General features: G+C 34.0%; 13 protein-coding genes. 10 read left to right on the plus strand and 3 right to left on the minus strand.

Annotated elements, in window-relative coordinates; genetic code table 11:
- The first annotated feature begins 175 nt into the window (after positions 1-175).
- From ACJMLZ_RS08455 to fdhD, 7 genes are all read left to right on the plus strand, one after another.
- Entirely contained in the window at positions 176-1,762 is a 1,587-nt protein-coding gene (locus ACJMLZ_RS08455) for an ABC1 kinase family protein (RefSeq protein ID WP_405305184.1), read from the plus strand.
- Positions 1,763-1,855: 93 nt separating this feature from the next.
- Complete coding sequence (locus ACJMLZ_RS08460) at positions 1,856-2,662, plus strand: hypothetical protein (RefSeq protein ID WP_405305185.1); 807 nt, start codon at positions 1,856-1,858, stop codon at positions 2,660-2,662.
- A gap of 304 nt (positions 2,663-2,966) precedes the next feature.
- A complete protein-coding gene (locus ACJMLZ_RS08465; RefSeq protein WP_405305186.1) occupies positions 2,967-3,239 on the plus strand; it encodes a hypothetical protein in 273 nt (90 codons plus the stop codon).
- A gap of 160 nt (positions 3,240-3,399) precedes the next feature.
- Complete coding sequence (locus ACJMLZ_RS08470) at positions 3,400-4,197, plus strand: class II glutamine amidotransferase (RefSeq protein WP_405305187.1); 798 nt, start codon at positions 3,400-3,402, stop codon at positions 4,195-4,197.
- Entirely contained in the window at positions 4,190-5,581 is a 1,392-nt protein-coding gene (locus ACJMLZ_RS08475) for a hypothetical protein (protein ID WP_405305188.1), read from the plus strand. The genes ACJMLZ_RS08470 and ACJMLZ_RS08475 overlap by 8 nt, the downstream gene beginning before the upstream one ends.
- Positions 5,582-5,602: 21 nt before the next feature.
- Positions 5,603-6,991, plus strand: coding sequence for a glutamate--cysteine ligase (locus tag ACJMLZ_RS08480; protein WP_405305189.1), 1,389 nt, complete (start codon positions 5,603-5,605; stop codon positions 6,989-6,991).
- A 19-nt stretch (positions 6,992-7,010) separates the two neighbouring features.
- Positions 7,011-7,841 (plus strand): formate dehydrogenase accessory sulfurtransferase FdhD, encoded by an 831-nt coding sequence (gene fdhD, locus ACJMLZ_RS08485; protein WP_405305190.1) that lies wholly within the window; start codon positions 7,011-7,013, stop codon positions 7,839-7,841.
- Between the two features lie 5 nt (positions 7,842-7,846).
- Here the strand turns inward: fdhD and ACJMLZ_RS08490 are convergent, their stop codons facing one another.
- Entirely contained in the window at positions 7,847-8,602 is a 756-nt protein-coding gene (locus ACJMLZ_RS08490; RefSeq protein ID WP_405305191.1) for a HesA/MoeB/ThiF family protein, read from the minus strand.
- A gap of 178 nt (positions 8,603-8,780) precedes the next feature.
- Between ACJMLZ_RS08490 and ACJMLZ_RS08495 the strand changes: the two genes are divergently transcribed.
- Both ACJMLZ_RS08495 and ACJMLZ_RS08500 read left to right on the plus strand, forming a co-directional pair.
- Complete coding sequence (locus tag ACJMLZ_RS08495) at positions 8,781-9,218, plus strand: molybdenum cofactor biosynthesis protein MoaE (RefSeq protein ID WP_405305192.1); 438 nt, start codon at positions 8,781-8,783, stop codon at positions 9,216-9,218.
- 32 nt (positions 9,219-9,250) lie between these two features.
- Positions 9,251-10,429, plus strand: a complete 1,179-nt coding sequence (locus tag ACJMLZ_RS08500; RefSeq protein ID WP_405305193.1) for a cytosine permease — start codon at positions 9,251-9,253, stop codon at positions 10,427-10,429.
- A gap of 93 nt (positions 10,430-10,522) precedes the next feature.
- Here the strand turns inward: ACJMLZ_RS08500 and ACJMLZ_RS08505 are convergent, their stop codons facing one another.
- Both ACJMLZ_RS08505 and ACJMLZ_RS08510 read right to left on the minus strand, forming a co-directional pair.
- A complete protein-coding gene (locus ACJMLZ_RS08505; RefSeq protein ID WP_405305194.1) occupies positions 10,523-10,861 on the minus strand; it encodes a P-II family nitrogen regulator in 339 nt (112 codons plus the stop codon).
- 8 nt (positions 10,862-10,869) lie between these two features.
- On the minus strand, positions 10,870-12,087 hold the full coding sequence (locus ACJMLZ_RS08510) for an ammonium transporter (protein ID WP_405305195.1): 1,218 nt from the start codon (positions 12,085-12,087) through the stop codon (positions 10,870-10,872).
- A 469-nt stretch (positions 12,088-12,556) separates the two neighbouring features.
- On the opposite strand from ACJMLZ_RS08510, the gene glnA reads away from it, so the two are divergent.
- Positions 12,557-13,894 carry a type I glutamate--ammonia ligase gene (glnA, locus tag ACJMLZ_RS08515; protein WP_405305196.1) on the plus strand — a complete coding sequence of 446 codons (1,338 nt, stop codon included), beginning with the start codon at positions 12,557-12,559 and terminating at the stop codon, positions 13,892-13,894.
- Positions 13,895-14,135 lie beyond the last annotated feature (241 nt).

The raw sequence follows: 14,135 nt of genomic DNA on the forward strand, positions 1-14,135 counted from the left end.
AATTATATTTATATATAATGTAAATTAAAAGATATTAATGTTTAATTGGTTTTATATTCAATTGTGAGTCATAACATTTTTTAGGTGAATAAAAGGCAAAACTTTCAAACTAAAATATGTGAAGATGGTTGACTGTTGAATATAAAATTTGATATTAAAATTATGAGTTGAGCATATGGCAAAAGAAGATAAAAAAGTTGCAAGGCAACGTTTTGATGAGATTATGGGTGTTGCAAAAAAGCACCACTTGGCAAAATTATTAAAAGAAAATAAAGATGATGAAGATTTTGAAATCTCAGATTTAAGATATGCAATGGAAGAATTGGGTCCTGCATTCATTAAATTAGGTCAATTGTTAGCTACAAGGCCGGATATGGTCGGTAATGAAATAGCTGATGACTTAAAGTTGCTTAGGGACAATACTCCTGTAACTCCTTTTGATGAAATAAGACAAGTCATTGAAGGCGAACTCGGACAGCCATTGGAAGAGGTATATTCTGAATTTAATGAAGAACCGCTCGGATCTGCATCAATCGGTCAAGTTTATAAGGCAACATTAAAGGAAAACGACATGGATGTCGCTGTTAAAGTTCAAAAACCGGGCATTTATGAAGTTATTAAACCTGATGTAGTTGTATTAAATAAAGTGGCCGGAACCGTCGACAAACATGTTTCAGGATCAAGGGTATATAACCTGCCTGCAATGGCAAAAGAATTCGAAAGGTCAATCTTCAAAGAATTGAACTACATGGAAGAAGTTAAAAATATTAGTAAAATAACAAAAAACTTTGAAGAAGTCGATTATATTAAAATTCCTGAAGTATATCCTCAATACTGTTCATCAAAGCTCATAACCATGGAACTCATTGACGGATATGAAGTGACTGATTTATACGACAATGAAATAGAAGGCATCAACAATGCAGAAATCGCACAATACGGATGCCAATCATACTTAAAACAGGTATTGATTGATGGATTTTTCCATGCAGACCCACACCCAGGAAACCTGTTCGTAACCCGAGACAACAGACTGTGTTACATCGATTTTGGAATGATGGGTGTTGTCAACGACACATTCCGCTCAAACTTCGCTCAATTAGTCTTGCTTCTCTTGGATGGTAATTCACATCATTTAATCAATCAGTTGCTTTACATGAAAATCATCACTCCAGAACAGAACACTGAAGAGTTCAGGGAAGATGTTGACGACCTATTGAACTCATACATCGGCGTTGATATGGATCAAATGGACGGAATATTCGATGATTTGATGAATGTGATGATTAACCACAATATTGTTCTTCCAAGAGAGTTTGTAATGATTGGAAGAGGATTAATACTCATTGAAGAAGCTGGAGACAAATTAGACCCACACTTCAATCTTACAGGAGAACTTGAAAAATTCGCTAAAGACATGATTAAAACAAAATTCGAACCAGGAAACCTTGTCGGCGGTGGATTTAACTATATCGTGGAAATCGAACATTTATTAAAAGACTTGCCTGACAGGCTCAACAGCACTCTTGATAAGGTTGAAAGAGGTGAGCTGGAATTAAATATGAACCATACTGGTTTGGATGATTTGAAAAATCAGTTATCCATATCCCTGATTGTAGCTGCATTGCTTGTGGGTTCATCTATCGCAATCCTGGCAGATAAAGGTCCAAAAGTTTGGGATATTTCTGCAATCGGATTTATAGGATTCGTATTAAGTGCGGTTATTGGAGTATATTTAATTTACAAATATCTCAGGGATTAAATATTCCATTTAGGATGATTAAAAAACATTTCCTGTTAATAGGAGGATACAATTAAATTTATTATTAATTATTAAAAAAACGGAGGAATTCATATGTTGGATAATAAAATAAAATATATTTTAGCTTTGTTTATTATTTTAATTTTATCTATGAATGCTTTCAGTGCATCAAATTTCACTGATGATTCCAGTGATGCTACACTACAAAGCAGTCCAGTAGATGAAGTTGCTGCTGATGAACAAACTGACGACAGTCAAGACAATGGAGATACTGATACTTCTGATAATACAAAAACTGAAGACACTAAACAAAAAACAACAGTTGGTGGAAATGGAACCGGGTTTGGTGGAAATGGTACTGGATTAGGCTTTGGAAATGGAACCGGATTTGGTGGAAATGGTTCTGGCTTTGATTTTGGAAATATGACCGGACGTGGTGGAAACAATACCACTGATTTCGATATATCACAACTTCTCGATATCTTAATGAAATTGATGGGAGGCAATGAAACCAATGCTACTAACGAAACTGTTGATCCTGAAGTAAGTGATGTGCCTGAAGTTGTAACAAGCACTTCTTATGCTCCTGTTTCACAGCCTGCCGAGAGTACTGCTCAGCATTTTGTCCAAAGACTTAGGGATAATGTAGTAGTAAGCACTGGTGATGCATTGAGACTTCAAGGCATTAACAACCTGTTTGATTCTGATTTTACAAATGGGCATTTATTAGTTTATGTTGATGGTAAATTGGTATTTAATGAAATTACTGCTGGTGATGTGTCCACTCCAATATTCTGGATTGGTGATGAGTACCTTGGTCAACATCAAATCACCGTAGAATTCACACCAAACGGAACTTCAAATACTAATAAATATACAGAGGATGTTTATATAGCATAATATCCTTTTTTTATTTTTTTTTGACTTTTTAGAACTAATATTTTTGTTTATTTTGAGTAGTTTTGTTTTTTGAGCTTTTTTATTAAACTTCAAGGAACTGTTGAGATTTAAAACAAAAAAGTGTTTGAAGGACTTGGATTTAGCGAATATCTCGATAGCCTCAAAACATTACATTAATGATTAAAGTGGACAGATGCTTTAAAAAAGACATAAATAATAATACAATCACTTAATATAAATTGGAAAATTATTTTAATTACAAAATAGATACTATTTGTACTTAATACTTATTAGAGGAGATAACATGAATAAGATGGAAATTGAATTGAATGATGAGCAACTTGAAAAAGTGAAACTGCTAGAATCCCATGATATTAGTGTGGGTGATGCAATAGATATGCTTTTTGAAGCTCGGGATAAAGCTTCATCAATTATAGATGACATAGATGAAAATTTAGCCAAAAATGCTGCTGATGCAGAAAATTCAGATGGAACTCAGGAACCTAAAACATATGACGAAGCGGTTCAAAATTACAAACACCATGTAAGTTGGGCTAAAGATTTCTTTAAAATCTAATTGCCCCTTTTCTTTTTTTTATACTCTTTATTTTTCTAATTTCGGCTAACTTATTTTTATTATGCTTCTCACTTTTGAAAATATTTAAATAATATGAAATATATAACAACTGTTATTGCAATATAACAATTGTGATAATCCAATAAGGGGAGGGTAATATATGTGTGAAATTTTTTGTTTTAATTCAAATACGCCAAAACAAATAAATAACTGTTTGGAATGCTTTTATAATCACTCTGAAGAACATCCACATGGATGGGGATTGGCCAATATACAATCCGATGAATTTGTTATAGATAAAGAACCAGTAAAAGCAACATGCAGCCAACATTTAAAAAATATATTATCCCATCCTGTTATTGGAAAAAATGTTTTTGCTCATATTAGGCTGGCCACTGTGGGTGAAATAATTTCTCCCAACTGCCATCCCTTCACAGAATTTGATGATAATAATCGATCTTGGTTGTTGATTCATAATGGAACCATATTCGATTATCCGAAACTCGATGAATACAAAGATAAGGAAAGTGGAGATACGGATTCAGAAAGAATACTTTTATACATCATAGATAAAGTTAACGAGTATGAAAAAAATAAAGGCTGTTTATCCACTATAAAGGAGCGATTTAATTTATTAAATGATATTGTCGTTGATTTATCTAAGAACAATAAGATTAATCTGATGATTTACGACGGGGACATGACTTATATTCATTCAAACATGAGGGATTCACTTTATTACTTGAAAAATGATGAAGGATTTTTAGTGGCTTCAACTCCACTGACGGATGATGAGGGTTGGAAACCTGTAGAATTAAACAAATTGTTCGCTTTAATTGATGGAAATATCATTTTTGAAAGTGAAGAGCATCAAAATGAGTTCATATTAACAGAAGAACATGAAAAAGCTATTGAAGATTTTTTAGAATCTATTAATCAGGTTGATAAGGATGTTTAGTGAAGAAATTGTGAGAAATAAATTATTTGATGAATTCATAAAGCCTACCGAACAAAAAAAGAATTTCATAGGTATTGAAATTGAAATTCCTATTATTAATCTGGATAAAACTGCAGTAGACTTCGATGTTGTTCACAAAGTAACTGATAAGTTTCGCAGGCAATACTCTGACTTTGAAGAAGAGGGTATTGATTATGATGGAAATATTTTTTCTCTTAAAAATAACAATAATGATGACATATTCTGCTATGATTGTTCATATAACAATATTGAATTTGCAATGGGTAGGGAAAAAGATTTATTTTCAATATATGACCGTTTTTGTGATTATTATGCTTTTACAAAAGAATGTTTTGAAGAGTTTAATCACACATTAACGGGGATGGGAATAAATCCATATAGGAAATATAATAAAAATCATCCGATTCCATCTGAAAGATATCTGATGCTGTATCATCATCTTAAATCTTTTAATAACTATAGGAACGTTCCGATGCATTTCCATGATTATCCGGAGTATGGAATGTTTTCATCTGCTTCACAGGTCCAATTGGATGTATATAAAGATGAATTAGTAAAAACAATCAATGTATTTTCAAAAATTGAACCTATAAAAGCGTTACTATTCTCCAATTCAGTTTTGGTAGATGAAAATAAACATGTAACATGTTTTAGGGATGCTTTATGGGAGTATTCGACTCATGGCATAAATCCTCATAATATTGGAATGTATGATGTTGATTTTAAAAGTCTTGATGATCTCGAAGCATATTTGGAGTCTTTAAATATCTATTGTGTAATGAGAGATGGGGCATATATTAACTTCCCTTCAATGAATCTTCTTGAATACTTTAAAAAGGATTATGTTTGTGGTGAAATATACGGCAATGGAAAGTACAGGGAAATCGAAATAAAGCCGCAAATTGATGATATAAAATATTTAAGGCCATTTAAATTCATTAATCTAACATTTAGGGGGACTGTTGAGTTTAGAAGCGTATGCACTCAACCGATTAGGGATTCCATGTCTGTTGCAGCATTTCATTTAGGTCTCAAAGAAAAGCTTGATGAACTTGAAGAACTGATTGGTAATGATAATGTCATATATCATAAGGGATATACTGCAGGAGAACTTAGAAAGCTCCTTATACAAGACGAACTTCCAGTCTTTATTGATGGAAATGATTTATGTAAACTGTCCAAGGACGTTGTGGATTTGGCAAACATAGGGCTTAAAGAAAGGGGAATCGGTGAAGAAATTTTCTTAAATCCATTGTATGAACGTATTAAACAACATAGCAATCCCGGAAAGAACATAATTACATCAATGCATAATGGAATGAAATTGGAAAAAATAATTAAGGATTATGGGGAATTATACTAACCATAATCTTCGGGAGGAGAAATGAACTTATTAAATGTATCAAAATTATCTGCAGATGAAATATTGGCTGGATCATTTGGAATAGAATGGGAGAGTTTAAGAGCAAAAGAGGATGGAAAATTATCATTGACTCCTCATCCTGAAGTATTTGGGGATAAGCTGGCGAATCCGGTTGTAACAACTGATTTTTCAGAAAGCCAAATAGAAATAATAACTCCAACATTTGATTCAATTGACAAGGCTTTTGACAATTTTGCGTTGCTGTCTGATATCGTGAATGCGTCACTGCCTGAAGATGAATATCTTTGGTTTCAGTCCATTCCATGTATTTTGCCGTATTGGGATCAAATTCCAATTGCAAAATATTCAGAAGACGGACAGTCATCTCAAAAATACCGTGAAGATTTAGCAAAAAAATATGGTGTCAAAAAGCAAATGATTTCGGGTGTGCACTTTAATTTCTCATTTTCAGATAATCTTTTAAACAGGTTATATGATATGGAAAGCTCTGATTTAACTTTTAAAGAGTTTAAAAACAATGTTTATTTAAAGATAGCTAGAAATTATCTGAGATATTGCTGGTTAATAATATATTTGACCGGATGTTCAATTGGTTCTCACAAAACATTTTCTAATGATTGCATTCATTTAATGGATGAAAAGGACGATTACGGAAGTTTCTACTCAACAAGAGGGCCTTCATTTAGAAATGCTTCATGTGGATATAAAAACCTAAAGGAGCTATATCCATCTTATGATTCTCTTCAGGAGTTTGTAAGCGACATAAATAAATTCATTGATGATGGCGATTTATCTGAAGCTAAAGAATTGTACACTCAGATTAGATTAAAGCCAAAAAATCCCAAAGAACTGTTGAATTCCCTTGAAAAATATGGAATTGAATATATTGAGATAAGGACATTGGATATTAATCCATTTTATAAATGCGGTCTTGTAAGACATGACATGAAATTCCTGCATTTGTTTTTGATATATATGTTCATTAAAGATGAGTCTGATTATAAGGATTGGCAAAAAGAAGCCAAATTTAATGAGGAAGCAACAGCCGAATCTGCCTATGTTGAATCAATGAGGTTGCTTAGGGATGGGGAGGAAGTAACTCTTAAAAGTTGGGCTTCCGATATCATTAATGAAATTCATGGGATGTGTGAAGTTTTGGGAATTGATGCGACAAGCACTTTAAGTTTAATGCTTAACCGTATAGCAAATCCTGATTTAACATATGGTAAAAGACTTTTAAAGTTGATTAAGGAAAATGGATACATCAATACCCATGTTGAATTGTCCAAAAACAATAAACAAACAAGTATGGACAGCATAAAAAATGCTAATCAAGATGATGTTGAAGAATTAAAAAAATATTCAAACATTGCATTGCTCGGCAAATAGATGTATTGGAGAGGGTTTAATGGATTTTATAAGACAAACTGATGTTATCCGATGGGAAGATGGAAACTACGAAACAATTAAGGAAAACAGTGTGGATGATGAATACACTTATCTGTTCATCGATTATCTGCCTCCACGTAAATTTTCAACATATCCTAAGGATTTGAAGGACTTTGCAGTCGGATATTGTCTGGGTGAAGGTTTGATTAAGGATTGTTCGGATATTAACTCCATTGAACTGGATGGAACCAATGTATTAGTTTCTACAAAGCTTAGCCATGATCCCGAAGAGGATTTGGAACAGGAAGGTATTGTTCAGGAGAGAAAGGGCAATTGTGAACATGCTTGTGTGTGCAGATTGCTTGAATATCAAGGCGTTAACTCAGATAATGCCGGTGGAATCAGGTCTGAATTAAAAACAATAGAGCCCAACACCTCAGATTTAAAAATTGATGCAACCCAAATTATTAAGGATATTCAGCATTTGACCGATGAAGCTAAAATATGGCAAAAGACAGCGGGAGTTCATGTTGCTCAATTGAAATATGAAGATAAGATTATCATTCGTGAAGACGTCAGCCGACATGTTGCTGTTGACAAAGTTATTGGGGCTGCCGCGAAAGAGGGTTATGATTTTAGCAAGTGTTATATTTCGTATAGTGGAAGAATGCCTGCAGACATGCTGATTAAGGTAATCAGAGTCGGTATTCCGATAATTATTTCAAATGCAGCACCTGCATCTTCAGGCATTGATGTGGCTAATTCAGGTAACATTACTGTGGTTGGATTTGTTCGGGATAACAGATTTACTGTTTATACATCACCTGAACGGGTTAATTTAGAAAAATAGATGATTTAAAGTTCATCTAATGAAAATGAACTTAAATCCAATAAATCAAATGTTAATATTTTTGGAGCAACGGTTACTTTGCCGACTCCAGTTATTATTTTATAAGCTTCAAAAGCTTCAAGACATCCAATCAAGTTTGGAGTAGGTCCGATAACCGGCGGGACTCCTGAGGTCACTCCTTTTAAAGCTTCAATTGTTTCTTCTGTCAAGTCTTTACCCAATGATGGAAGGTTAAACATCTCTTCGTATGTTTTTTCGCTGTTCGGCAGGAATACTGTAATTTGCCCTAATGTTCCATGTATCGCTCCATGGATATATGGAATTCCTTTTTCTTTTGCAGCTCTTGAAACAATTACTCTTGTTAAAACATTGTCGAGTGCATCGATAACGATATGGGAGTCGCCGATTACCTTGTCTATGTTTGTCTGATCAACATGTTCATTGAATGTAGTGACCTTAACATAAGGGTTTATTAATCTTACCTTTTCTTTGGCAACGGCACTTTTGTCAAGCCCCAAATCACTTATTGATGCTAAAGTTTGCCTGTTTAAGTTTGAAAGGTCAAACACATCTTTATCGACCAGAACAAGTTCTCCAATACCCATTCTTGCAAGCATTTCAATGGTTTCACCACCGATTCCTCCACAGCCGATTACTGTGATTTTGGCTTCTTTAAATCTTTCTTGTTCGCTTCTTGTTACTATACTCATTTGACGGGATGCAATTTCCCAATATCCATCACCTATGTATCTTGTTGGCATTTTTATCACCTATCTTTTTTCTCTTTAAAATGTTAATTATTGTTATATTTATATATTGGAAGTTTTAAAATATAACTATTGTGATATTTTCGGATATCCAAATTAAAAATTGAATATTTTATGAAGCATATAGATTATGCTAAATTATTTATTTTTATTTATGAAGAGGTGATTTTGAATGGTAGTAAAGGTTATAAAGGCAAAAGAAGATAAAGTTACAACAGCTGATTTAATTGCTGATTTGAAAAAAAACAGCAAAATTGACTATTCTGGAGCCATTTTAACTTTTGAGGGAATGGTGCGTGGAAAAGATGAAAACATGCATTTGGAAAAGTTAATTTTATCTACTCCAAATGTTGATAAAACATTAAAAGAAATTGAAAAGATAGTTGCAAATGCCAAAATCAAATATAATGTTCATGAAATTTCTGTTGTTCATTATGTTGGCGAGTTTTACACAGGAGACACATTATTTTTAGTTGCCGTTTTAGGCGCTCATAGAAATGAAACTCTTGAAGCATTAAAAGAAGTAATTGAAAGCGTTAAATTTGATGTTGAGTTTAAAAAGGAAGAGATTTCAAAAGAAGGAACTAAAACCATTTTGGCAGGCGGATAAAATATTAACTATGACTTTTAAGGAAAAATAATATGGAGAATCGTACTGGAATTTTTACAAATGGAATTATTTGGTTTGGAGTTGCCATTTCAGTTTCCGAAATTGAAGCGGGAATACAGATTGGAACCGCCTCATCTCTAAACTCATTGTGGGTTCCATTAATACTGGGACATTTGCTGGGCGGAATAATGCTCTTTTTAGTGGGTTATATAGGTGCCAGCGTTAGAAAAAATGCAATGGAGACAACTGAATCAACTTTTGGCAGATATGGATCTAAGTTTTTTGCCTCATTGAATGTTTTGCAGCTGGTTGCATGGATAGCTGTATTGAACGCTCAGGGTGCATCGGCTTTATCAGGATTGGATCCTCAAATTTCATTCCCGTTAATTTGCATGCTATTTGCAATATTTATAGCCCTTTGGGTTTATGTGGGCCTTCAACGTTCATCGAAAGTTACGGCAATCGTGATGATGGTTCTTACAATGCTTCTTGCAATATTGACTGTCAGATTATATGGATTTGATGCTTCTGGAATGAACTTTGTTAATGGTGCGCAGGGTGTTTTAGCTAATTCTAAAGCTCTTGACTTCTGGAATATTTTTGAAATTTCAATCGCCATGCCAATCTCATGGCTGCCCGTTATTTCAGACTACACAAAGGATGTGGAAAAACCGATTAATGCCACTGCGGTTTCTGCTGTAGCATACACTATAGCAAGTCTTTGGATGTATTTTATTGGAATAGAAATTGCAGGTATGGGTCTCAATAATGTTGCACAGGCAATTCTTCTTGCAAATCTTGGAATTCCTGGAGTAATAATTATGGTTCTTTCAACTGTTACAACTAACTTTCTTGCAGCCAATTCTGCAGGAGAATCCGCTAAAGCTATTTTCCATAAGTTCAATCCAAAAATCGTAGGAGCAATTGTAAGTTTTATAAGTGCGGTTATTGCAATATTAGGTATTATGGGTCATTATATTAGCTTTCTTTATCTTATTGCATCAGTATTTGCTCCAATGGCTGCGGTCTTATCGGTTTCATTCTATTTGAATATGGATAATGATGGTCTTTCAAAATGGAATATATTTGCATGGTTTGCGGGTTTTATCATATATCAACTGGCAACATTTCAAGATTCGATTGTTTTAGGCCCAACGCTTCTTGCAATAATAGTATCAGCATCAATTGCATATATGGGGAAATTTTTTTAAAAAAAGAGTTTAACATTCTTTAACAGAAAATAAAAAAATAATGAAGTGAATACACTTCATAATATTAATTTTTTAAATTTGTAAATGGCATAGCTACACTGCTTTATCTCCCTCTTCGCCAGTTCTTATTCTAATCACGTTATCGATTGGATAAATGAATATTTTTCCATCTCCAATATTTCCAGTGTATGCTCCTTTTTTAATTGCTTCTACAATAGTGTCTACACCTTCATCCTTGACAACAATTTCAATACGTGTTTTTGGAATCAAATCAATACAGTAACTGGATCCTCTGTAAGTTTCCCTAATTCCTCTTTGGCTTCCTCGCCCTTTTACTTCAGTGACGTTCATACCTTCACAGCCCACATCTAAAAGGGCCTTTTTGACGTCCTGATATTTTTCTTGTCTAATGATAGCAACTATACTTTTCATTTTTACACCTAGTTAAGATTATATGCTGATTCTTTATGAAGATTTGCATCAAGACCTCCGATTTCTTCATGGTCTTCTACTCTTATTCCACCTAATGCCTTATCTAGAACTTTAGCAAGTATAAAGCTTATTATAAATGAGTATCCTAGAGTGGCGACAATACTTATTATTTGAATGACCACCTGGTTAGGATTTCCTGCAATTAATCCTGCAACTCCGCCTACGGAAGGTACCGCAAAGATTCCTGTTGCTAGTGCTCCCCAAACACCGGACATTCCATGAATTCCCCATACATCCAAAGCATCATCGTATCCGAGTTTTGCTTTTAGGTAGTATATTGCAAAGTATGATACAAATGGAGCCACTCCACCAATAATTATTGCTGCGGGAACATTGACAAATCCTGCTGCAGGGGTAATTGCTACAAGACCTGCAACTCCTCCGGAAATTGCTCCCAGCACTGTTGGTTTTCCAACAATGAATGTATCTAATGAAGTCCATACGATTAAACCAGTAGCTGCTGCAACATTAGATACTATGATGGCATTTGCCGCAAGTCCGTCAGCTGCAAGGCCTGATCCTCCATTGAATCCCATCCATCCGAACCAGAGTAATGCCGCACCTAGAACAGCATATCCTAAGTTGTGCGGAATAAGGGATGTGTCTTTTCTTTTACCTAATACTAATGCAACGGCAAGTGCAGCTACTCCGGAGTTCATGTGAACTACAGCACCTCCTGCAAAATCAAGTGCTCCTAATTGCATTAGCCATCCTCCTCCCCATACCCAATGGGCTACAGGGACATAGACTATACAAGCCCATAAAATTGTAAATATTATCCATGCTTTTGTTTTCATCCTTCCAACTAATGCTCCTGAAATAAGGGCAACAGTCAGGCCTGCAAATGCGCATTGGAACATCACAAATAATAATGTTGGAATTGTTCCGGTTAAATCATCTAATGCAATTCCTTGCAAGAAGAAATTTGTTGGTGATCCGATAAGACCTGAAACGTCATTACCAAATGCAAATTGATAACCGAATGTCACCCAAATTACACTTACAATTGAAAATGCAATGAAAGTTAAAAAAATTGTGTTTAAAACATTTTTACGTTTACTTAATCCTCCATAAAAAAATGCAACAGCGGGAATGCTCATTAAAAGTACGAGTAAACTGCAAATGAGTACCCATGCTGTGTCTCCTGCACTAAATATTATATCCATTTTATCTTCTCTATAATAATTTATTTTTTAAAATTTAGTAATTATATCGGAAGTAATATGCCGGAAGCATTGTTCCGATATACAATAATGGTATTTTATACTATTTAAAGATATGCATTTCAAAAAAATTGAGATTTCAATTTGATTATTTTAAAGTTAAATGAGCTAGAAAAGTATTGTGAATCTGAATAAACATGTGAAATAGTATAAAATATGCCGATATTGAACAAAAGCCATCATTATGACTCTGTATTATAGGATATCCGGAAAATCATGAAAATAAAAAATAAATTTTTAGTTTGCATTTTTTCTATTTTCAAAACATTTATATATTAATGCCAACATAACTATTAGTCGGAAGGAAGTTTCCTTCCGACAATGTATTTAATTAAATTCATTTAGTCAAAAGTGTTTTCCACTTTTATTATATAAACTAATGGCGTATGTAGTCAAAAAATGATGTGAAAAAATGTCAGCAAAAGATAACAAATTAGACCAAGTAATTAAGACAATCGAAGCAAATGATATAAAATTTTTGAAGTTACAGCTATCCGACATTCATGGATTACCTAAAAGTATGGCTGTGCCTCTTAAAAAAGCAAGTGATGTCGAAGATATTGTAAATGACGGATTGCTGTTTGACGGTTCATCAATAGCAGGTTTAGCTTCAATTAATGACAGTGATTTACTTGCAAAACCGGATATTGGAACCTTCTCAACAATTCCATGGAGACCGGAGGTACAGGGTACCGCCAGATTCATATGTGATATTTTCACTACTGATGGAAAACCATATGACGGGGATCCAAGAGGTGTTCTTAAAAAATCATTGCAATTAGCAGAAAAAAGAGGATATCAATTTAATATGGGTCCTGAACCTGAATTCTTCATTATAAGGAAGGATGAAAATGGAAAATATGTTCCTGCAGATGAAGCGGAATACTTTGATGTTGAACCATTGGATCAGGGTACTGACATCAGAAGAGAGATTGTACTGGGTTTAGAAAAGTTGGATTTCGATGTTGAAGTAAGTCACCATGAAGTGGCAGCTGGACAGCACGAAGTCGATTTCAAGTATGCTGATGCTTTAAAAACAGCTGACGCAGTCATAACATTTAAAGAGGCTGTTAAAGCAGTTGTCAATAACTTAGGTTTCAAAGCAACATTTATGCCAAAACCATTCCTTGGAATTAATGGTAGTGGAATGCACTGTAATCAGAGTCTATTCAAAGATGGGGAAAATATCTTCTATGACCCAAATACTGAAAATCAAATATCACAGGAAGCATTATACTTCATTGGAGGTTTGTTAAAACATGCTCCTGCACTATCAGCAATTTTATCTCCAACAGTTAACTCTTATAAACGTTTGGTGCCTGGTTACGAAGCACCATGTTACATAGCATATGGTTTTAAAAACAGGTCAACATTATTAAGGATTCCTGCATCCCGTGGATTAGGCACAAGGATTGAATGCAGATCCGCCGACCCATCATGTAATCCTTACCTTGCATTTGCAGTATTGCTTGAAGCAGGTCTGGACGGTATGGATAATAAAATTGACCCTGGTGAACCAACTGAAGAAAACCTGTTTGCATTTTCTGAAGATGAAATTGCCCAAAAAGGAATTAATAATTTACCAACAAGTTTATGGGAGGCATACCATTCATTAGAAGAGGATGAAGTAGTCATAAACGCTCTTGGGCAAAAAGTATTCAATCAGTTCTATACTATTAAAAGGGCTGAATGGGATGCTTATAGAATACAGGTATTCGATTATGAAAGGGATGAGTACTTGAACGTATAATTATTCATTTATCTGAATTGGTGGGAATATTGAAGATTTCTCCACCAATCAAAAAATTTTTCTGGAGGTTGAAAATAAGAGGAATCATTAAAAGTCGGGAATATTTTGTAAACGGTTTGAAATTTTAGAATTATTAATTTTAAGGCATATTGTAATTTTAGAATCAAGATTTTGTGATTATTATTTTTAAAAGGCATAATGTAATTTTTGAATATTTTTTATATAAGGCATATGTAGATTG

Origin of the sequence: Methanobrevibacter sp., assembly GCF_045126245.1 — an archaeon.
GTDB lineage: Archaea > Methanobacteriota > Methanobacteria > Methanobacteriales > Methanobacteriaceae > Methanocatella.

Bases quoted from the DNA above. Each gene is read 5' to 3' on its own strand.
- fdhD (WP_405305190.1), top strand. From the start codon at position 7,011: ATGGATTTTATAAGACAAACTGATGTTATCCGATGGGAAGATGGAAAC.
- ACJMLZ_RS08495 (WP_405305192.1), top strand. From the start codon at position 8,781: ATGGTAGTAAAGGTTATAAAGGCAAAAGAAGATAAAGTTACAACAGCT.
- glnA (WP_405305196.1), top strand. From the start codon at position 12,557: ATGTCAGCAAAAGATAACAAATTAGACCAAGTAATTAAGACAATCGAA.
- ACJMLZ_RS08480 (WP_405305189.1), top strand. From the start codon at position 5,603: ATGAACTTATTAAATGTATCAAAATTATCTGCAGATGAAATATTGGCT.
- ACJMLZ_RS08465 (WP_405305186.1), top strand. From the start codon at position 2,967: ATGAATAAGATGGAAATTGAATTGAATGATGAGCAACTTGAAAAAGTG.
- ACJMLZ_RS08510 (WP_405305195.1), bottom strand. From the start codon at position 12,087: ATGGATATAATATTTAGTGCAGGAGACACAGCATGGGTACTCATTTGC.
- ACJMLZ_RS08490 (WP_405305191.1), bottom strand. From the start codon at position 8,602: ATGCCAACAAGATACATAGGTGATGGATATTGGGAAATTGCATCCCGT.
- ACJMLZ_RS08475 (WP_405305188.1), top strand. From the start codon at position 4,190: ATGTTTAGTGAAGAAATTGTGAGAAATAAATTATTTGATGAATTCATA.
- ACJMLZ_RS08500 (WP_405305193.1), top strand. From the start codon at position 9,251: ATGGAGAATCGTACTGGAATTTTTACAAATGGAATTATTTGGTTTGGA.
- ACJMLZ_RS08470 (WP_405305187.1), top strand. From the start codon at position 3,400: ATGTGTGAAATTTTTTGTTTTAATTCAAATACGCCAAAACAAATAAAT.
- ACJMLZ_RS08455 (WP_405305184.1), top strand. From the start codon at position 176: ATGGCAAAAGAAGATAAAAAAGTTGCAAGGCAACGTTTTGATGAGATT.
- ACJMLZ_RS08460 (WP_405305185.1), top strand. From the start codon at position 1,856: ATGTTGGATAATAAAATAAAATATATTTTAGCTTTGTTTATTATTTTA.
- ACJMLZ_RS08505 (WP_405305194.1), bottom strand. From the start codon at position 10,861: ATGAAAAGTATAGTTGCTATCATTAGACAAGAAAAATATCAGGACGTC.